Origin of the sequence: Nocardioides sp. (genome assembly GCF_964229035.1) — a bacterium.
In the GTDB taxonomy this organism is placed as follows: domain Bacteria; phylum Actinomycetota; class Actinomycetes; order Propionibacteriales; family Nocardioidaceae; genus Nocardioides.
On record NZ_CAXRAZ010000033.1, the window covers coordinates 30,293 to 49,095 of the forward strand.

The 18,803-nt window shown below is 72.7% G+C and carries 23 protein-coding genes and 1 other RNA gene; 10 read left to right on the top strand and 14 right to left on the bottom strand.

Annotation, left to right across the window (positions count from 1 at the left end; translation table 11 throughout):
- Positions 1-57: 57 nt before the first annotated feature.
- Positions 58-279, top strand: coding sequence for a hypothetical protein (locus ACERUN_RS10220; RefSeq protein WP_370289816.1), 222 nt, complete (start codon positions 58-60; stop codon positions 277-279).
- 127 nt (positions 280-406) lie between these two features.
- On the opposite strand, the gene ACERUN_RS10225 is transcribed toward ACERUN_RS10220, so the two are convergent.
- The 8 genes from ACERUN_RS10225 to ACERUN_RS10260 all read right to left on the bottom strand — a co-directional run bounded on the left by ACERUN_RS10225 (position 407) and on the right by ACERUN_RS10260 (position 5,492).
- Complete coding sequence (locus tag ACERUN_RS10225; RefSeq protein ID WP_370289817.1) at positions 407-1,270, bottom strand: family 16 glycosylhydrolase; 864 nt, start codon at positions 1,268-1,270, stop codon at positions 407-409.
- 208 nt (positions 1,271-1,478) lie between these two features.
- The gene (locus tag ACERUN_RS10230; RefSeq protein ID WP_370289818.1) at positions 1,479-2,975 is read right to left on the bottom strand and encodes an RNA polymerase sigma factor; all 1,497 of its coding nucleotides are present in this window, start codon (positions 2,973-2,975) and stop codon (positions 1,479-1,481) included.
- 145 nt (positions 2,976-3,120) lie between these two features.
- Positions 3,121-3,693, bottom strand: a complete 573-nt coding sequence (locus ACERUN_RS10235; RefSeq protein ID WP_370289819.1) for an HhH-GPD-type base excision DNA repair protein — start codon at positions 3,691-3,693, stop codon at positions 3,121-3,123.
- Positions 3,694-3,729: 36 nt separating this feature from the next.
- The gene (locus tag ACERUN_RS10240; RefSeq protein ID WP_370289820.1) at positions 3,730-4,062 is read right to left on the bottom strand and encodes a hypothetical protein; all 333 of its coding nucleotides are present in this window, start codon (positions 4,060-4,062) and stop codon (positions 3,730-3,732) included.
- Entirely contained in the window at positions 4,059-4,442 is a 384-nt protein-coding gene (locus ACERUN_RS10245; protein WP_370289821.1) for a hypothetical protein, read from the bottom strand. The genes ACERUN_RS10240 and ACERUN_RS10245 overlap by 4 nt, the downstream gene beginning before the upstream one ends.
- Positions 4,443-4,527: 85 nt before the next feature.
- On the bottom strand, positions 4,528-4,920 hold the full coding sequence (locus ACERUN_RS10250; RefSeq protein ID WP_370289822.1) for a YccF domain-containing protein: 393 nt from the start codon (positions 4,918-4,920) through the stop codon (positions 4,528-4,530).
- Between the two features lie 44 nt (positions 4,921-4,964).
- Positions 4,965-5,264 carry a hypothetical protein gene (locus tag ACERUN_RS10255; RefSeq protein WP_370289823.1) on the bottom strand — a complete coding sequence of 100 codons (300 nt, stop codon included), beginning with the start codon at positions 5,262-5,264 and terminating at the stop codon, positions 4,965-4,967.
- A gap of 33 nt (positions 5,265-5,297) precedes the next feature.
- A complete protein-coding gene (locus ACERUN_RS10260; protein WP_370289824.1) occupies positions 5,298-5,492 on the bottom strand; it encodes a hypothetical protein in 195 nt (64 codons plus the stop codon).
- A gap of 101 nt (positions 5,493-5,593) precedes the next feature.
- Here ACERUN_RS10260 and ACERUN_RS10265 point away from each other — a divergent pair, with 101 nt between their 5' ends.
- Genes ACERUN_RS10265 through ACERUN_RS10275 form a run of 3 tightly spaced genes read left to right on the top strand, consistent with a single transcriptional unit; the run spans position 5,594 to position 8,927 of the window.
- Positions 5,594-7,129 (top strand): circularly permuted type 2 ATP-grasp protein, encoded by a 1,536-nt coding sequence (locus tag ACERUN_RS10265; RefSeq protein ID WP_370289825.1) that lies wholly within the window; start codon positions 5,594-5,596, stop codon positions 7,127-7,129.
- Complete coding sequence (locus ACERUN_RS10270; RefSeq protein ID WP_370289826.1) at positions 7,129-8,082, top strand: alpha-E domain-containing protein; 954 nt, start codon at positions 7,129-7,131, stop codon at positions 8,080-8,082. Before ACERUN_RS10265 ends, ACERUN_RS10270 begins: the two co-directional genes overlap by 1 nt.
- A complete protein-coding gene (locus ACERUN_RS10275) occupies positions 8,082-8,927 on the top strand; it encodes a transglutaminase N-terminal domain-containing protein (protein WP_370289827.1) in 846 nt (281 codons plus the stop codon). The genes ACERUN_RS10270 and ACERUN_RS10275 overlap by 1 nt, the downstream gene beginning before the upstream one ends.
- 19 nt (positions 8,928-8,946) lie before the next feature.
- On the opposite strand, the gene ACERUN_RS10280 is transcribed toward ACERUN_RS10275, so the two are convergent.
- The 3 genes from ACERUN_RS10280 to ACERUN_RS10290 form a co-directional block, all read right to left on the bottom strand.
- Positions 8,947-9,846 carry a hypothetical protein gene (locus ACERUN_RS10280; protein ID WP_370289828.1) on the bottom strand — a complete coding sequence of 300 codons (900 nt, stop codon included), beginning with the start codon at positions 9,844-9,846 and terminating at the stop codon, positions 8,947-8,949.
- Complete coding sequence (locus tag ACERUN_RS10285; protein WP_370289829.1) at positions 9,843-10,769, bottom strand: hypothetical protein; 927 nt, start codon at positions 10,767-10,769, stop codon at positions 9,843-9,845. The genes ACERUN_RS10280 and ACERUN_RS10285 overlap by 4 nt, the downstream gene beginning before the upstream one ends.
- A 152-nt stretch (positions 10,770-10,921) precedes the next feature.
- On the bottom strand, positions 10,922-11,380 hold the full coding sequence (locus ACERUN_RS10290; protein ID WP_370289830.1) for a tetratricopeptide repeat protein: 459 nt from the start codon (positions 11,378-11,380) through the stop codon (positions 10,922-10,924).
- A gap of 52 nt (positions 11,381-11,432) precedes the next feature.
- On the opposite strand from ACERUN_RS10290, the gene rnpB reads away from it, so the two are divergent.
- The 4 genes from rnpB (at position 11,433) to ACERUN_RS10310 (ending at position 14,286) form a co-directional block, all read left to right on the top strand.
- Positions 11,433-11,817, top strand: an RNA gene (gene rnpB / locus ACERUN_RS10295) — RNase P RNA component class A.
- 34 nt (positions 11,818-11,851) lie between these two features.
- Entirely contained in the window at positions 11,852-12,070 is a 219-nt protein-coding gene (locus tag ACERUN_RS10300; RefSeq protein ID WP_370289831.1) for a hypothetical protein, read from the top strand.
- Between the two features lie 63 nt (positions 12,071-12,133).
- Entirely contained in the window at positions 12,134-12,676 is a 543-nt protein-coding gene (locus tag ACERUN_RS10305) for a hypothetical protein (RefSeq protein WP_370289832.1), read from the top strand.
- A 68-nt stretch (positions 12,677-12,744) separates the two neighbouring features.
- Positions 12,745-14,286: a hypothetical protein gene (locus ACERUN_RS10310; RefSeq protein ID WP_370289833.1), complete on the top strand. Its 1,542-nt coding sequence runs from the start codon at positions 12,745-12,747 to the stop codon at positions 14,284-14,286.
- Positions 14,287-14,307: 21 nt separating this feature from the next.
- Here ACERUN_RS10310 and ACERUN_RS10315 read toward each other — a convergent pair whose 3' ends face one another.
- On the bottom strand, positions 14,308-14,853 hold the full coding sequence (locus ACERUN_RS10315) for a 2'-5' RNA ligase family protein (RefSeq protein ID WP_370289835.1): 546 nt from the start codon (positions 14,851-14,853) through the stop codon (positions 14,308-14,310).
- A gap of 23 nt (positions 14,854-14,876) precedes the next feature.
- On the opposite strand from ACERUN_RS10315, the gene cobT reads away from it, so the two are divergent.
- The gene (cobT, locus tag ACERUN_RS10320; protein ID WP_370289836.1) at positions 14,877-15,938 is read left to right on the top strand and encodes a nicotinate-nucleotide--dimethylbenzimidazole phosphoribosyltransferase; all 1,062 of its coding nucleotides are present in this window, start codon (positions 14,877-14,879) and stop codon (positions 15,936-15,938) included.
- 6 nt (positions 15,939-15,944) lie between these two features.
- Positions 15,945-16,712, top strand: a complete 768-nt coding sequence (locus ACERUN_RS10325) for an adenosylcobinamide-GDP ribazoletransferase (protein ID WP_370289837.1) — start codon at positions 15,945-15,947, stop codon at positions 16,710-16,712.
- A 14-nt stretch (positions 16,713-16,726) separates the two neighbouring features.
- Here ACERUN_RS10325 and cobU read toward each other — a convergent pair whose 3' ends face one another.
- On the bottom strand, positions 16,727-17,272 hold the full coding sequence (cobU, locus tag ACERUN_RS10330) for a bifunctional adenosylcobinamide kinase/adenosylcobinamide-phosphate guanylyltransferase (RefSeq protein WP_370289838.1): 546 nt from the start codon (positions 17,270-17,272) through the stop codon (positions 16,727-16,729).
- A complete protein-coding gene (locus ACERUN_RS10335) occupies positions 17,269-18,747 on the bottom strand; it encodes an RNB domain-containing ribonuclease (protein ID WP_370289839.1) in 1,479 nt (492 codons plus the stop codon). Before ACERUN_RS10335 ends, cobU begins: the two co-directional genes overlap by 4 nt.
- Positions 18,748-18,803: the final 56 nt, after the last annotated feature.

Sequence of the window (18,803 nt, forward strand, 5' to 3'; positions counted from 1 at the left end):
ACGTTGATCCCGTCAGTGTCCGATGAGGATGCTGAAGGCGAGAAAGAGAGGGCCGTGATGACGACTGCTATTGCTCCCAGCGCTCCGCTGACTGCTGAGGACCGCTGCGACCGCTGTGGCGCCCAGGCCTACCTTCGTGTAGCGCTCACGGCCGGCGGAGAGCTCCTGTTCTGCGCCCACCACGCCCGCGAGCACGGTGACGCGCTCAAGTCCGTGGCGGCCAGCGTCCAGGACGAGACCCACAAGCTCACCCAGAAGCCCGCGCCGGCGGCCGACTGACCGCCCGCACTCGACGAGCCGGGGGTGTGCCCGGCCACCGAACGCCACGAGCCCCGAGGACGTCGTCCTCGGGGCTCGTTGTCTGTCGGTGTGTGGCGGTGCCGGGGCGGAGCCTCGACCCACGGCCTCAGCGCCACACCTTGACGTAGTCGACCTCGGTGGTTGCCGGGATCGGGGTGCCGGCGGTCGGGCTGTTGCCGCCGACGCCGATCATCTGCGACAGGCTCATGATGAAGCGCTTGCGGAACGTCGGGGCGCCGGCCGTGTTGGTGAGGCAGAGCTGGCCGTTGACGAAGATCGAGACCCGGTTGGCGTCCCACTCCAGCGCGTAGGTGTTCCACACGCCGCGCTTGGCCTGGCAGTTCCAGGCGGTGTTGAGGCCCGGGATCGGGCCGCCGTTGTCGTTGAAGGTGTAGTGCAGGTAGGGCACCATCAGGTCGGGGTACTGCGAGTAGGTCTCGACGACGTCGATCTCACCGTGGTCGGGCCAGAAACCGCCCGAGTACCGCATGTCGGGCCACAGCCAGAAGGCCTCCTGCAGGCCGGGGGTGCGCGTGTCGGTGTTGCGCATGCGCACCTCGAAGCGACCGTACTGCTGGCTCCACTTGTTGAAGGTGTTGATCCAGCCGGTCGCGTAGGTGCCGCGGGCACCGTTCCAGCGCGGCGGGCAGGTCGCGCCGCTCCCGCTGCGCACCGCGCGCAGCTTGAGCGTGCCGCCGCTCACCGACACCGTGGCCGGGCTGTCGACCTGACAGGCCAGACCCTCCGAGGGCTGCGCCATCACGTGCCACAGCTTGCGGTTGAGCGCCGTGCCGTTGAAGTCGTCGACCAGGGTGCAGGTCCAGTAGGTGGAGCGGGTGCGGATCTTGCCCGCACCGCAGGCGTCTCGATAGGCCTTGGCCGCCACGACCTCCGACCCGCCGCTCTGGGTCGCGGCGGGCGCGACGAGGAGCACGACCGCCGAGAGAGCAGCACCGAACAGAGAGAGCATTGAGCGCACAGCGTTCCCCTAACGAGGCCGTGGGGGCGGGACCTCGAACCGAGGACTCCCCATGAGTCCTCAGGGCAGAACCTAGTGCGGAACAGAGCGTCATGGGAGCTGTTCTCGAAACTTTCAGCGCCCCGGACGCCGCGCGCCCGGCTCCCTCAAGAGGGACGCCGGGCGCGCGGGAAAGAGGGGTGAAGAGTGGTGAAGGGTCTCAGTCGAGGTAGTCGCGCAGCACCTGCGAGCGCGAGGGGTGACGCAGCTTCGACATCGTCTTCGACTCGATCTGGCGGATGCGCTCCCGCGTGACCCCGTAGACCTTGCCGATCTCGTCGAGGGTCTTGGGCTGGCCGTCGGTGAGGCCGAAGCGCATCGACACCACGCCCGCCTCGCGCTCCGAGAGCGTGTCGAGGACAGCGTGCAGCTGCTCCTGGAGCAGGGTGAACGACACGGCGTCCGCGGGGACGATCGCCTCGGAGTCCTCGATGAGGTCACCGAACTCCGAGTCGCCGTCCTCACCGAGGGGCGTGTGCAGCGAGATGGGCTCACGGCCGTACTTCTGCACCTCGACGACCTTCTCGGGCGTCATGTCGAGCTCCTTGGCGAGCTCTTCCGGGGTGGGCTCGCGCCCGAGGTCCTGGAGCATCTGGCGCTGCACGCGGGCGAGCTTGTTGATGACCTCGACCATGTGCACCGGGATGCGGATGGTGCGCGCCTGGTCGGCCATCGCGCGGGTGATGGCCTGGCGGATCCACCACGTGGCGTAGGTGGAGAACTTGTAGCCCTTGGTGTAGTCGAACTTCTCGACCGCACGGATCAGGCCGAGGTTGCCCTCCTGGATGAGGTCGAGGAAGAGCATGCCGCGGCCGGTATAGCGCTTCGCGAGCGAGACGACGAGTCGCAGGTTGGCCTCGAGGAGGTGGTTCTTGGCGCGGCGGCCGTCCTCGGCGATCCACTCGAGCTCCTCGAGCACCTTCGCCGAGATCTTGCCGCCCTTGGCGAGCTTCTCCTCGGCGAACAGGCCGGCCTCGATGCGCTTGGCGAGCTCGACCTCCATCTCGGCGTTGAGCAGCGGCACCTTGCCGATCTGCTTCAGGTAGTCCTTGACGGGGTCGGCGGTGGCGCCAGCCACCATGACCTGCTGCTCGGGCTCATCGGTGTCGTCGGCGGCCGAGACGACGAAGGTCTGCTTCTCGGCCTCCTTCTCGTCCTCCTTGATGGAGGGGTCGGCGGCGACATCCTTCTCGAACTGGTCGTCGGGGATGTCGGGCAGCACCTTCTTGCCGTCGGGACCGACGGCGGGCGCGGCGACGTCGAGGCCGCCGAGGTCGACGACGGCGTCATCGGCCGGCGGGTCCTGCAGAGCCGTGGCGCCGGCGGCCTTCTTGGCGGGCGCGGCCTTCTTGGCCGGGGCCGCCTTCTTGGCCGGCGCCGCCTTCTTCGCGGTGGACGCCGAGGTGGCGCTCTTGCGCGTGGTGGCGGCGACGGCGCGCTGCTCGACCGGCGAGCCGAGCTCGACCGAGATGCCCAGACCCGCGAGGTGGCTCATCAGGCCCTTGAGCTGGGCCGGCGCGACCTCGGCGGCGGCGAAGGCCTGGCGCACGTCCTCGGCAGTGACGCTACCGGCCGCCGACCCGCGCTCGAGGAGCGTGGCGATGGACGGGTGCGTGAGCAGTGCGGGCGGGACCGATCGGTTCGAAGACACGAACACCTCTCGAAACTGGCGGGTCTGAGGGCGCGGCAAGGCCCGTAGGCGTCAAGACCGCTGTTTGCATTCTGCCACGGGGTCGGTGATGAACCGACAATCGGCGTTCATCGACGTGCCCGAGCAGCGTGGGGATTCCGATCGGCCGACCTCAGCTCGCAGCTGAGGCCTTCGCGGCCGCCTTCATCGCCTTCTTGTGGTCGCGCACCTTCTGCAGCGAGGAGGTGTCGACCACGTCGGCGACCGACCGGTACCCCTCCAGGGCGTAGTCGCCCGCCGCCTTCTCCCAGCCCGTGGGACGGACGTCGAGCTGCTTGGCCACGAGGGCCACGAAGATCTTCGCCTTCTGCGCGCCGAAGCCCGGCAGGGCCTGGAGGCGCTTCATCAGGTCCTTGCCGTCGGCGGCCTCGGTCCAGATGCGCGAGGCGTCACCGTCGTACTGCTCGACGACGATGCGGGCGAGCTCCTGCAACCGCGCCGACATCGAGCCCGGGAAGCGGTGGATGGCGGGCGTCTGCGCGCAGAGCGCCGCGAACTCCTCCGGGTCGGCCTCAGCGATCGTCGCCGGCTCGAAGCTGCCGAGGCGGCTGCGCACCTTCTGCGGGCCGGCGAACGCGTGCTCCATCGGGTACTGCTGGTCCAGCATCATCCCCGCGAGCAAGGCGAACGGGTTCGTCGTCAGCAGCTCGTCGGCCGCCGGGTCGTCGGTGATGTGGATGGCCATGCGCTCAGTATTCCGCAGGGCTCCAGCGCCCGAGGCTCACCACGGGTGGTACCAGACGCGGAACCGGTCACCGACCTCCTGCTGCACCCGCTCGAGGAGCGCGCGGGCCCGCAGGTCGAGATCGCGGTAGGCCTCGTCCGTGCGTTCGTGCGGCCGGGAGTCGAGGTACTGCATGGCCTCGCCCCAAGCGGTGAGGTCGGCGATGAGCGGGTCGCTGAGCCCCAGGGCGCGACGCAGCCACTCGGGCTCCTCGGGCACCAGGCCCTCCCACTCGGTCCACAGCGGCACGACCACGCCGTAGTCCCACATGAACTTGATCGTGTCGCCGGCGATCTCGAAGTCCAGCTCGTCGAACTCGGAGCCGCTCACCGTGCCCGCTCCGGGTGGACGCCGAACTCCCGACGGGACAGCTCGACGCCCGGCACGCCGTCGATCCACTCCACTGCGAAGATGCGCCCGTCCGGCGAGGTGAAGCGGCCGTGGTCGAGCTCGTCGATCAGGCGGGCCAGATCCTCCGGCGCAACATAGGAGGGGTCGGAGAACTCGTCGTCCACTGTCAGCCAGACCTCGGCGGTCCAGGTCGGGTTGATCCACCGGGTCGCAACGGCGCGCCCCTCCCGCTCCCACCAGCGCTCGCCCACCACCATGAGTGCGCCGACCTGGCGGTCGGCTAGGAGGAGCCTCGCCACCCGTCGGTCGTAGGCGTCGATCGGGTGGGGAGGCCCGTCGCGTGGCGGCCAGCTGCCCATCGGACGACGCTAACCCGGCCCGACCGGCGAGACACCTGGATTGTCCGGGCGCGGCCGACCGGCCGATCGCGCAGGCGCCCGTCGATCAGCGCGCCGGGCGGAGCTCGTCGGAGGAGACGATGCGTCGTCCGAGCGGGAGCAGGGAGACCGGGATCATCTTGAAGGAGCCCACGCCCAGCGGGATGCCGATGATCGTCAGGCACAGCAGGGCGCCGGTGACGGCGTGACCGATGGCCAGCCAGATGCCGGAGAGCACGAACCAGACGACGTTGCCGATGGCGCTGCCCACGCCGGCGTCGCGGCGCTCGACCACTTCACGCCCGAACGGCCACAGCGCGTAGCGGCCGATCCGGAAGGACGCGATGCCGAACGGGATCCCGATGATCGTGATGCACCAGAGCACGCCGATGAGCAGGTAGGCGATGAACATCCAGAACCCGGAGAAGACCAACCAGATCAGGTTCAGCAGCAGCCGCATGGGCGAAGGCTAGGCGAGTCGCCGTCTCGCAGGGGCCTGAACCGTCACCAGATCAGCACTCCCCCGCCGATCACGGCCGCGAACCACCACACGAACGAGGCGACGCCGAGGCCGACGACGCGGCGCGGGTGCGTCGTCCACCAGCGGAAGGCCTGGACCAGCATCGCCAGCCACGTCAGCAGCAGGACGACGACCGCCCACCAGGGTGCGAGCATCCCGGCCGCGGCGTAGAGGAAGAAGGACGACGTCAGCAGCACGAGGCCCACGAAGGGCAGGGGCGAGATGCGCTGACCGGTCGCGGGGTCGATCGCGACCGGCCGGATGCGACGGCGTCGGGAGAACACCGGACGAGTATCGCCGTCCAGAGCGAGTCGGGCTCAGGAACGCGCCGCGTCGTCGTTCCAGTCGGGGTCGTTGTCCCACGCGGCGGTGCGCTCGGCCGCCTTCTCGAGGGCCTGCGATGCCTCCGCCTCGGTGGCGTAGGGGCCGAGGCGGTCCTTGTTGGGGCAGCCCTCGACACCCTCCACCCGGTGATGGGTCAGACAGAACCAGAACTCGCCGCCATCGCTCATGCACCGGAATCTACCCAGCGGCCGGGTCTGTAGCCGGGCGTCGACGCTGGCCAACATCGCTGTGCAACATCGGTGTTACAGACCCTGAGTAGGGTCCGGCTATGAGCACCATGTTCGAGGGATACGGGACCTCGGGGCCTGCCTACGACGAGATGTTCGACGGCGCCGAGCTGCGTCCGCCGTACCTGCGCATGCGTGACTCGCTCGACAAGATGAGCACCCCCGAGCTGATCAGCCGCGTCGAGGCCCTGCAGGCCAGCTACCTCGACCAGGGCATCACCTTCGACATCGGCGGCGAGGAACGGGCGATGCCGCTCGACATCCTGCCGCGGGTGATCGAGCAGGAGGCGTGGACGACGGTCGAGCGCGGCGTCCAGCAGCGGGTGCAGGCGCTCGAGGCGCTGCTCGCCGACGTCTACGACGCCGGCCAGGTCTTCACCGACGGCGTGATCCCCCGCGGCGTGATCACCACCAGCTCGCACTTCCACCGCCAGGCCGCCACCGTGCGCCCCGCCAACGGGGTGCGCGTGCACGTGGCCGGCATCGACCTCATCCGCGACAACGCCGGCGAGTTCCGCGTGCTGGAGGACAACGTGCGCGTGCCCTCGGGCGTGTCGTACGTGATCACCAGCCGCCGCGCGATCTCCTCCGCGCTGCCCGAGACGATCGCCCAGCACCGCATCCGTCCGGTGGCCGGCTACCCGCAGCGACTGCTGGCGGCGCTGCGGGCGGCGGCTCCGGCGGGCGTCGCGGACCCCACGGTCGTCGTCCTCACGCCGGGGGTCTACAACGGCGCCTACTTCGAGCACACGCTGCTGGCGCGCACGATGGGCGTCGAGCTGGTGGAGGGCCGCGACCTCGTGTGCCGCCGCGGCGAGGTCATGATGCAGACCACCAAGGGCCTCGCCCCGGTGCACGTGATCTACCGCCGCGTGGACGACGAGTTCCTCGATCCGGTGCACTTCCGCGCCGACTCCATGCTCGGCTGCCCGGGCCTCATCGACGCCGCCCGCGCCGGCAACGTCACGCTCGCCAACGCGGTGGGCAACGGGGTGGCCGACGACAAGCTCGTCTACACCTACATGCCCGACATCATCCGCTACTACCTCGGCGAGGACCCCGTCATCCGCAACGTCGACACCTGGCGCTGTGGCGAGCCCGAGGCCCGCGAGGAGGTGCTCGACCGCCTCGACGAGCTGGTGCTCAAGCCGGTCGACGGCTCGGGCGGCAAGGGCATCGTGATCGGTCCGCGCGCCACGAGGGCCGAGCTCGACGAGCTGCGCGGCAAGGTGCTCGACGACCCCCGGGCATGGATCGCGCAGCCCGTCGTCCAGCTCTCCACCGTGCCCACCTTCGTGGACGGCGAGCTGGGCCCGCGCCACGTCGACCTCCGCCCGTTCGCGGTCAACGACGGCAACCGGGTGTGGGTGCTGCCGGGCGGACTCACCCGGGTGGCGCTCGGCAAGGGCGAGCTGATCGTGAACTCCTCGCGCGGCGGCGGCACCAAGGACACTTGGGTGCTCGCGGGGCCGACCTCGCCCGAGCAGCAACAGCAGCAACAGCAGCAGGTGGTGCAGCAGGACCGGCCCACGCGCTCCGCGTCCTCCGCACCTGCGGCCGAGGAGAGTGAGGTCTGATGCTGAGCCGCATCGCGGAGTCACTGTTCTGGATCGGTCGCTACATCGAGCGGGCCGACAGCACCGCCCGCATCCTCGACGTGCAGACCCAGCTGCTGCTGGAGGACGCCACCGTCGACGAGGCCCGCACCTGCCGCGACCTGCTCTCCTGCATGGGCATCGAGGCCAGCGACGCCGCCGGGCAGGGCATCGACTTCTTCGGCGCGCTGAGCATCGACCAGGTGCTGCGCCTGCTGGCCTACGACACCGGCTCGCCGTCGTCCATCGCGGCCACGCTGACAGCCGCGCGGGAGTCGGCGCGCGGTGCGCGCGAGACCCTCACGGTTCCGCTGTGGGAGGTCATCAACACCACCTGGCGCCCGATCCCCTCAGGCCACTTCGAGACCCTGCGCCCGCCCTACGTGTTCCAGTGGGCACGCGAGCGGGCGGCGCTCATCACCGGCACCGCCGACGCCACCATGACGCGCGACGAGGGCTGGCAGTTCATCGTGCTGGGCCGCAGTATCGAGCGCGCCGACATGACCTCGCGCCTGGTCGCCACCACCGCCCTCTCCGGCGGCGCCGGCCAGTGGACGTCGGCCCTGCGCGCGTCCGGCGCGTACGAGGCGTTCCTGCGCACCTACCGCGGGCTCGAGACCGACCGCGCGGCGGCGGAGTTCCTGCTGCTCGACCGGCTCTTCCCCCGCTCGGTCGTCTACGCGCTCAGTCGCGCCGAGCGGGCGCTGGACGACCTCGGCGGCGACCCGCGTCGCGCGGGCTTCCAGGACGAGGCCCACCGCCTCGTCGGGCGCATGCGCGCCGAGCTGGAGTACCGCTCGCTGAGCGACCTGGTCGACGACCTGCCGGCCGAGATGGAGCGGCTGCAGCGCACCTGCGCGGCCGCCACCGATGCGATCAGTCGGCGCTACTTCGCCGGCGCCGAGGCCGTGGCCTGGAAGGGAGTCGGGGTCTGATGTCCATGCAGCTGCGGATCGTCCACACCTCCGAGTACGAGTACGACGGGCAGGCGGTCGCCTCCTACAACCAGGCGCGGATGACACCCCAGACGACGCCGGAGCAGATCGTCGTCCACCACCGCCTCGACGTGAGCCCGAAGCCGTGGACCTACGGCTACACCGACTACTTCGGCTGCCCCGTGACGGCCTTCGAGGTGGTCGACCCCCACGAGGCGATGACGGTGAGCGCCACCTCCACCGTGCACGTCGCCCGCTCGGGCGCACCCGTGGCCACCACCGGCTGGGAGGCCTACGGCGAGCGCGAGATCGCCGACCGCTGGTGCGAGTTCCTCGTGCTCTCCGATCTCGTGGCACCGCCCGAGGACTTCCTCGCCCGCGTGCGCTCCCTCGCCGAGGACGCCGCCCTGCCGGGCGAGGCCGCGCAGGCCGTGTGCTCGCTGGTGCATGACGAGATCGAGTTCCTGCCCGGCGCCACCGACGTGGAGTCGCCCGCCGCCGAGGCGTGGAGCAAGCGCGCCGGCGTCTGCCAGGACCTCGTGCACCTCGCGATCGGCGGCCTGCGGGCGCTCGGCATCCCGGCGCGCTACGTGTCGGGCTACGTGCACCCCGTCGCCGAGCCCGCCGTGGGCGAGACGGTGCTCGGCGACTCCCGCTCGTGGGTGGAGTGGTGGGACGACGGGTGGCGGGCCTTCGACCCCAGCTACGGCGCTGCGCCCGACGACCGCTACGTGGTGATCGGCCAGGGTCGCGACTACGGCGACGTGCCGCCCCTACGCGGCATCTACTCGGGTGCCTCCACCGCCAAGCTCACGGTGGGTGTGGAGATCACGCGTCTGGCGTGAGGCGCACGGCGCCATCTGATCAGCGACGCACCTGCACTGTGACCTGGGTGGACGAGGGTCGGAAGCGCACGGTGTCGGTCGGTGCGAAGGTGACCGAGATCCGGTGCCGCCCGACCTTCAGGCGTGCAGGCAGGGCGTACACGGCGCGCACCCCGGAGGCGACCGACACCCGCGAGAGGAGCTTCTTCCCGTCGCGCACGGTGATGCTCCCCGCAGCGCCGACGGCCGAGGAGATGGTCAAGGTCACCGGCGTGCGCCCGAAGCGCTGGGAGGTCGCCGAGGCCGTCACCTCGACGGCCGAGGAACGAGAGTCGACGACCACCGGCCGGGTGAACGCTCGGACGCGGTCGTCGACGAAGCCGGGGAGGCTGTCGACGACCGACTCGACGCTGCCCGTGACGCCGTCGACGCTGTCGCGAACGACGTCGAGGTGGAGTGCGACCTGCCGGGGGAACACGAGGCAGGTGCGCGGCAGCGAGGTCACGATGACGCCGCCCTCACCGAGACGGCGGGTGGTGCGGGCACTCGGGCACGACAGCGGTGGCCCGAGGGCGCCGTCGTCCGCGACGGGTCGCAGGGTCGTGGGACCCTCGGCGAAGGCCGTGAGCCGGTACTCCTCGCGACCGTCCTGATCGATGTCCAAGAGCCCGGTGAGGGAGGTCCAGCTGTCCGGGTCGAGCCGGTCGAAGGACGTCGTCAGGGTCAGCGCGGCCACGCTGTGGGCGACCCGGACCGTGGCGATGTCGAGCCGGAGGTCCTCCACCTCGACCAGGGCATCGTCGCGGAAGCGCAGCACGTCCTGGTCGGCGTCGGCGAAACCCACCGTGGCGGCACCCGCGGGCGAGGCGGCGTGGGCCGTGATCGCGAGCACCGAGCCCACCAGCGACACGAGCACCGTCGCAGCTGTCGGGGCTCTCATCGCGTCACCCGGATGCTGATGGTCGCGCTGGCCGAGGAGAACCGGCGCGGCGCTCGCGGCACGAACTCCACCACGAGCCGGTGGACGCCGACCGCGAGCCGCGACGGCAGGCGCACGACCGCCGCACGGCCGGGCCGGATCGTCGTCCGCGCGAGGACCGATGAACCTTCGCGGACGACGATCGCTCCTCCGGCGCGGCGACTCACCCGCACCCTGAGACGGACAGCAGGGCCCCCGACGGGCTGGCTCGTGGCCGACGGACGCACCGAGATCACGGGCTCCGGCGGGGCGGTCGTCGCCCTCACCGTGGCGACCGGCAGCGCCCGCGTGAAGACAGGCGCGCCGTCGGCACGCGCGTCGGGCGCCACGTCCGTCACCACCGTGTTGGCTCCGGTCTCCGGATCCGACCTGGAGGAGAGGATGCCCACACGCATGCTCACTGTTGCAGGGAAGTCGAGGCAGCGTCGCGGCACCGTGAAACGCAGCGACCTCGCAGCGCCGCTGATCTCGCTGGTGCTCGCGCCCGCGCAGGGCACCGTGTTCAACGGCGCGCCGGGCACGGGCCCCGGATCGACGGCGAGAGCCGCTCCGGCCAGGAAGAAGTCGCGATTCCCGTCGCCGTCGACATCGATCTCGAGCACCCCGAGCACCGGCACGCCCGGGTCCAGGACGGCGACCGCCTCGACCGCCGCCGCGCGGTGCTCGAAACGCACGCTCCTCAGATCCGTCCCGAAGTCGCCGGTCGCGAACGTCGAGCTCGACTGCCGCACCGCGTCGTCGTCAGCGTCCCGGACCACCAGGGCGTCGGCGCTCGCGGGGGCGCTCGGCAGGATGACGAGTGTCGAGACGGTGAGCGCCGCGACCAGGAGAGCTTCGCGCCACCGGCGGAGGCCGCGGGCGAGCGGGATCGGAGAGAGGCGCATGGGGGCCCTTCGTGCCCCTGAGCGGGGCGTCGAGCCCTCGACGGTCCGGGAGCGGCCCATCGACGGCTGCGCGACCCCGGAGTCCCGTGGCCCGAGGCTAACGCAGTCGGGCACGGCCAGGAACCCCTACCGACCGGGTGCCCGCACCACCCCTATCGGTCCAGCAGACCGGCGAGGCGCTCGACCCGCAGCACGTCGTACTCGTGGTCGGGGTCGCCCGTCATCGCGGCGGCGAGCCGCAGGTGCGGCAGGGCGTCGTCGTAGCGCGACTGGCGCTCGAGCACCCGCCCGAGGGAGTGGCGGGCCCAGACGTCGGCCGGGTCGTCGTCCACGAGGGCGCGCAGCGCCGTCTCGGCGGGCTGCAGCTGCGCGCGCAGGAACAGCGCCCACGCCTGGAGCGAGCGCAGCCCGCGGTTGTCGGGCTCGACCTCGAGGGCGGGCGCGAGCACCTCGAGGGCCTCGCGGGGCGCTCGCCGCGCCAGCAGGTCGTGGGCCGTGCGGTAGGCCGTCTCGTGGCGACCGACCGCGCCGGGGAAGACGATCGCCGGCGCCTGCAGGGTCGGGACCTCGGTGACCTCGGGCTGCTCGTTCGACTGCGGCGTGTTCGTCATGGCCCCACAACGACCGCGGCCCCCGCCCTGTTCCCCTACAGTGAGCCCCGGACGGGCTGGCCGGGCGACCGCGTGACCTCCGCCGCGAGGCGACGGGTCCCGAGGAAAGTCCGGGCTCCACAGAGCAGGGTGGTGGGTAACGCCCACCCGGGGTGACCCGCGGGAAAGTGCCACAGAGAACAGACCGCCTCGCCCTCCGGGGCGCGGTAAGGGTGAAACGGTGGGGCAAGAGCCCACCAGTGCGGCGGGCGACCGTCGCAGCTCGGCAAACCCCACCCGGAGCAAGACCAGACAGCACACGATCGGCCTCGGCCGGCAAGGGCGGCTCGCCCGAGTGTGCGGGTAGGTCGCTGGAGGCTGTCGGCAACGGCAGCCCTAGATGGATGGTCGCCCCCTGGTGACAGGGACAGAACCCGGCTTACAGGCCAGCCCGTCCCCTGCTCGACGCCGTGCCCGCGCCACAATGGAGGCATGGACGAGTCCCGCTACGGCCGCACCCCGCGCTGGAAGGTGCTCGCCGTCGGCCTGCCACCGGCGATCCTGCTGTTCCTCATCGGCGCCGTGCTCACGGTGCAGTCGTGGGGCGTGCTCGACGGCACCGAGGAGTCGACGTCCCTGAGCATCCTGGGCCCTCTGCTCGCGGGCCTCGGCGTGGCGCTGGGGTTCGTGGTGGTCCGCCGACGACCCTGAGCGGCCGTCATCAGAAACTTTGGTTTTCCTTCCGCACCGGGCCGTTCCTGCGATGCTGCGTTGGTGAATCCGCGCTCCCACGGCTCTCGCCTCCTGCCCCGCACCATCGCCACCGTCGCACTGCTGGCGGCCCTGACCGCCTGCGGCGACGACACCGAACCCGCCGGTGACGCAGCCGGCCCGAGCGGCTCGTCGTCCTCGTCGTCGGCTGACGCCGGCTCCTCCGCACCGGCCTCGCCCGCCGCGTCGTCCGACGACTCCAGCGCCAGCGGCGACCCGGCCGCCACCCTGAAGACCCTGCTGCAGGCCTACACCGACGGCGACGCCGCGACCGCCTGCCCGCTGCAGACAGCGAAGTACACGAAGACGAGCATCGCCCAGGTCGTGAGCACCGGCGTGATCCCGGCCGGCTCCACCTGCGAGGACACCGTGCGCTTCAGCGGCGAGATGGCGAAGAAGTTCAAGCAGAACAACGCCGAGGGCGCCTACGACGTGATTTCGAACGACGGCACCACCGCGACCGTGGTGCACGAGCAGGGCGGCACACCCGTTACCTACACGATGAAGTTCGAGGACGGCGGCTGGAAGCTCGACGCGGAGGGCTGACCGGGGTTTCGTCCACAGGGCCAGGCACCTTGCTTTGGTTCGAACGCATGTTCGAATAGCATCGGGGCATGATCTCGGACGACGAACCCGCCACGGCTGAGCCCCCTCCCGAACCACCACCGTCGCCGGCGGTCGGCGAGTCGGATACTGCCCCTCTTCTCGACGCTGACGCCCGCAGCATCCTCCTCGCCGAGGAGGCCTCGATCGAGCAGCGCCGCGAGCACGACGTCGCCGCCCTGCACCGCCTGCTCGCCTGGTGCGACCTGCACTCCGTCGATCCGCAGACGCAGCCCGGCGCCGTGCCGATCTCCCGCGGGGGCGACCGGTTGATCTCCCTGGGCGGCGAAGGGTGCCCGCAGGTCGCCGAGCTGTGCCTGGCCGAGTTCGCCATCGCCGCCCACGCCGGCACCATCGCCACGCAGAACCGCGCCGCCGACTACCTCGACCTGCGCCACCGACTCCCCCTGCTCCACGAGGCCGTCGGTGCCCTGATCCTCGACCTGTGGGTGGCCCGCCGCGTGGCGTCGATGTCGCGACGGCTGCCGGTCGACCGCATCCACGTGGTCGATCGCAAGGTGGCGCGCGCGGTGCACGAGTCGCCCTCGCGCATCCTCGCGATCGCGGAGGCCGCGGTCATCGAGGCCGACCCGGAGGCGCACCGCCGCCTCATCGCCGAGGACGCCGCGCGCGTCGGCGTCTTCAGCAAGCGCCCGCGCACCGGGGATCGGGTGGGAGAGATCCCCGAGAGCGCCGAGCCCGAGGCCCGCGCCACGACCCTGCGCCTGAGCGGCGCCGACACCGAGGCGCTGCTCGACACCATCGAGCAGGTCACCGACGCACTCGAGGCCGAGGCCAACGCGGCCGCCGCCCTCGTCGACTCCCCCGACGACGCCGCTGACTCCGGAGCGGTCGACGCACCGACCCGCGACCAGCTGCGCGCTCAGGCCGCCGCCCTCCTGGCCGACCCGGCCGCCGTGCTGCGGTTGCTCGGCGGCCCTGATGCCGAGCCGGAGGAGCCCCCGGTGAAGCCTCGGCGGCGCCCGGCCCACCTCGTCGTCCACGTCGACTCCCGCGTCCTCGCCGGGCAGCGCGACGGCGTGTGTCGGGCCGAGCAGCTGGGCCCGCTGCTCCTCGAGCAGGTGCAGGCGCTGTTCGTGGGCCGCAGCATCACGGTGCAGCCGGTCATCGACCTCGCCGAGCATCGCGCGGTCAGCGCCTACGAGCACCCGGTCGACGTGCGGCGCCGCACCGAGCTGCGCACCGCGCGCGACGTGGTCCCGCACTCGGGCCGCCTGGGCATCAGCCGCGTCGACCACGACCACCCGACTCCGTATCGCCCACCCGGGTCGGGCGGGCCGCCCGACCAGACCGGCGACCACAACGACGCTCCCCTCGCGCGCCGCGACCACCGGGCCAAGACCCACCTCGGCTTCCGGGCCGAGCAGCTCGGCGACGGCACCTACGCCTGGGCGACCCCGAACGGTCTCGGCCGTCTCGTCACGCCCGGCGGCACGCGACGCGTCGAGTTCCTCGGCGGTCCCGACGACGGCCTCGCCGACTTCCTCGTCGAGAGCTGGTTCGGCGTCGTCCTCGATCTCGAGCGGGCGTGATCTCCTCACGCGACCCCGCGCTCAGCGCAGTCGCTGACCGGAGCCCAGCGCCCAGCGCGCCAGCAGCCGGCACTCCCCCTCGGCGTACCACTGCAGGTCGAGGTGCTCCACGCGCGCCGTCAACGGCAGCGGGCCGGTCGGCGAGGCAGCGAGGGCAGCGGCCACCGAGTCGACGCCCTGGCCCGTCATCTCGTGGTCGAGCGTCAGGTGCGGCACGAGCTCGTCGAAGCGGCCCTCGTAGGGCGGGCACTGCGGGAAGGCGGCCTCCGCTGCGGCCGTGAGGGCAGCGAACGGGGCCGCCGGCTCCGGGACGACGTGCAGGATCCCGTCGGGGAAGGCGGCCACCTGCTCGAAGCGCACCTCGGTGGGCCGCGCGCCGGCGGCCAGGCCGGCCACCGCGTCGAGGTCGGTCACCGTCGGCTCGGCGACGAACGGCGCGAGCACGGTGATGTGGGCGTGCACGAAGTGCGGATCGCGCGACGTCCACGCGGGGTCGTAGTGCTCCCAGCGTGCCCGCACGAACGGCTCGAACGCCGGCACGGGGATGAGCAGCACCGTGTGACCCACGGGGGCGACGATAGGTTGCTCCCGTGTCCGGCCTGATCTCCCCTCCCTCCCCCGACGCCCGCGCCGCCGCCGACGAGCGTCTCGCCGGCCTGGCCACCCCGGCCGGAGCCCTCGGCCGTCTCGGCGACCTGGGGGTGTGGCTCGCCGCCGCCCAAGAACAGTGCCCGCCGGCCCCGCTCGACGAGGTGCGCCTGGTGATCTTCGCCGGCGACCACGGCGTCGCCGCCCACGGCGTCTCGGCCTACCCGCCCGCGATCACCGCTGCGATGGTGCGTACCTTCGTCCTCGGCAAGGCCGGGGTCTCCGCACTGGCCGCCGCTCACGGCGTCCACGTGCGCGTGCTCGACCTCGGCGTGGACGACGACCTCGACGGCGTGCCCGCCGAGGTCACCGCCCACAAGGTGCGGCGCAGCAGCGGTGCCATCCACCTCGAGGACGCCCTCAGCGCCGCCGAGCTCGAGCAGGCGCTCGCTGCCGGCCGCGCGGTGGCGCGCGAGGAGATCGCCGCCGGCGCCCAGCTGCTGCTCTCGGGCGACATGGGCATCGGCAACACCACGCCGGCTGCCGCCCTCATCGCCTCCGCGCTCGGCCTGCCCGCTGACGAGGTGACCGGCCGTGGCACCGGCGTCGACGACGCCGCGTGGGAGGTCAAGCGGGGCGTCGTCCAGCAGGCGCTCGACCGGCTGCACGCCACGCCGGGGCGGGCCGACGACCCGCGGGAGGTGCTGGCCGCCCTCAGCAGCGCCGACCTCGCCGCCACCGTCGGCTACCTCGCCGAGGCCGCCACCGTGGGCGTGCCGGTGCTGCTCGACGGCCTGATGTCGGTGGCCTGCGCGCTCTACGCCGACCTCATCGCGCCGGGCGCCGCCGCGTGGTTCGCCGCCGGCCACCGCTCCACCGAGCCCGCGCAGAGCCTGGCCCTCGAGAAGCTCGGCCTCGAGCCCGCGCTCGACCTCGGCCTGCGCCTCGGCGAGGGCTCGGGCGCGGTCGCGGCCGTGCCGGTGCTGCGCTCGGCGGTCGCGCTACTGCGCGATGTCGCCCTGCTCGCCGACCTGCTGCCGCCCGACCCGGCTCCCGAGGGCTGAGCCGCGGTGCAGGTCGCCACCCTCGGGCGCAGCCTGCGCCTCTCGATCGGCATGCTCACCGCCCTGCGCGTGCCGCCCGTCCTCACCGTCTCCCCCGCCCTCGCCACCGGGGCGCTGCTCCTCGCGCCCCTCGCCGTGCTGCCGCTGGGCGTGACGCTGGGCGCCGTCCTGTGGCTCGGCGGCCGCCTCGACCTCCCGGCGCCGGCCGTCGCCTTCGCCGCTCTCGCCGCCCTCGCGGCCGGCAGCCGGGCGCTGCACCTCGACGGCCTCTCGGACGTCGCCGACGGGCTCACCGCCTCCTACGACCGCGAGCGCTCGCTGCAGGTGATGAAGTCGGGCACCGCGGGGCCGGCGGGGGTCGCCGCGCTCGTGCTGGTGCTGGGCGCCCAGGCCTCGGCCCTCACCTGGTTCGTCGGTCCGGACGGCGACCTGGGCGCCGCGGTCACGGCGGGGGCGCTCGTGTGCGCCTCCCGGGGCGCCCTGTGGATCATCGGCGCCTCCGCCGTGCCGCCGGCGCGCACCGACGGACTCGGCGCCACCTTCACCCGCCGCGTCCCCCTGGCTGTCGCCGTGCTCGGGTGGATCGGGCTCGCCGCCCTCGCCACCGTAGTCGACCCCGTCCGCGGCCCCATCACCGTGCTCGTCGCTGCGCTCGCGGTGATCGCGCTCGTGCGACGGGCCGTCACCCGCTTCGGCGGCGTCACCGGCGACGTCATGGGGGCGGGTATCGAGATCGCGTTCGCCGTGCTGCTGATCGGCCTCGCCGGCGCCTGAGTACGGCGCCCGCCCTAGCGGGCAGGTCCGATCGGGTCACCGAGGCGCAGCACCCGCCCCGCGACCACCAGGTGCACCTCGTCGCAGGCGGCACCGACGTCCTGGTTGATGCGGCCCAGGAGGTCGCGGAAGACCCGCGCCGACCGGTGCTCGGGGACGACGCCGAGGCCGACCTCGTTGGTCACCAGCACCACCGGCACCCGCACGCCGGCCAGCGCGTCGACCAGCGGCGCGGTGCGGGCCGCTGCCAGCTCTGCCAGCTCGGCCGACGGCGCCTCCCACGCGTGGGCTTCGTCGATGAGGCCGGTGAGCCAGGTGCCGAGGCAGTCCACCAGCACCGGCGCATCGGCCGAGGCCACGACGCCGGCGACATCGCGGGTCTCGAGCGTCGTCCACGTGGCAGGTCGACGCTCGCGGTGGGCGGTGATGCGAGTCGCCCAGTCGGCGTCGTCGTACACGGGGCCCGCGGCGACGTAGGTGACGCGGGGTCGGTCGACCAGCAGCAGCTCGGCGTGGCGCGACTTGCCCGAGCGCACGCCGCCGGTGACGAGCACCCTCACCGCGGTCGGGTCCACTCGAACACCACGGAGCGGGACGCGACGTCGGCGCCGGCCAACCGCACCCGCGCCTCCTCCCCGAGCGGCAGGGGCGCGTCGTCCGCCGAGCGCACCGGCGCCTCGACGCCGAGGTCGGCGACCACGACGACACCGCTCGACGCCGATCCCGAGGCACCCGCCCCGCCCTCGCGGCCGGACTCGCGCACGCTCGTGATGACGCCGTCGAACTCCTGCCCGACCCGTCCGGCCAGGCTCGCCGCCTCGAGCAGGTCGAGCACGGCACGCTCGTAGGCGCTCGCCCGCCGCGCGGAGTCGCGCAGCTCGTCGGGCAGCCCCGGCAGGGCGCTGCGCACCCAGTCGGGCACCGGCTCGCCGGCACACAGGCTCACGCAGACCTCGCCGGTGTAGCGGTCGCCGAGGCGACGCAGGGGCGCGGTGACGTGGGCGTACTCCGCCGCGATCGCCTCGTGGCGGGTGTGCTCGGGCAGCTCGCCGTCGAAGGCCACGTAGGCGCTGCCGCGCAGCAGCCGCGTGCACGCCACCGTCATCGCCTGGTGCTCGGGGCGGGTCGGGTCGAGGCGGCGCACGAACTCCGGGTAGTCGAGACCCGTCGGCCAGTCGATGCGCAGGCCGCGCGCCACGCGGCGCAGACGCTCGACGTCGCGGGGGTCGGGCAGCGGCAGGGTGCGCAGCAGGCCGATGCGCCCGCGCACCATCATCGCGGCGGCGGCCATGCCGGTGAGCAGCGAGACCTGGGCGTTCCAGCCCTCCACGGGCAGTTGCTCGCGGAACACGAGGCGCAGGCCCTCGGGTCCCTCCTCGATCTCCTGCTCGGGTAGCGGCAGCGACACCCCGCCTCGCTCCCGCTCCTGCTGCTCGCGCAGGAGCCCGACCTCGCGCAGCAGCGTGATGACCTCCGGCGCCGAGCCGTCGCCGAGCGCCGCCTGGGCACCGGTGTAGGACCACCGCGCCGTCGAGCGCACCCGCGCCCGCTCGACCCGGGCGTCGGTGAGCGCACCCGCAGCATCGAGGCGCAGGGTCCACAGCAGTGCGGGGCGCACCTGCTCGGGCAGCAGCGACGCGGCGTCCTCGCTGAGCTCGGGCGGGTGCAGCGGGACCTTCGAGCCGGCGCCGTAGAGCGTCTCGCCCCGCCGGTGCGCCTCGAGGTCGATGGGCCCGCCGGGCGCCACGAAGGCCGCGACGTCGGCGATCGCGTAGTGGACGACGAATCCGCGGCCGTCGCGCGCGATGTGCACCGCCTGGTCGAGGTCCATCGCCCCCTCGGGGTCGATGGTGATCAGCGGCAGGTCCGTGCGGTCGAGGTCGGGCAGCCGGACGTCGCCCGCCGCACGCCGCGCCTCGGCGTGGACGTCGTCGGCGAATCCGCGCGGCAGGTCGAGCTCGACCTCGCTCGCCGCCAGTCCGTGCTGCAGCTGCGACGACCCGGGCGCGACCCGCACGGCGACATTGCTCGGCATGGGCCCGACCCTAGAGGAGGCGCCCCACGGGCCCCGCTCACCAGCCCGGCCCTAGC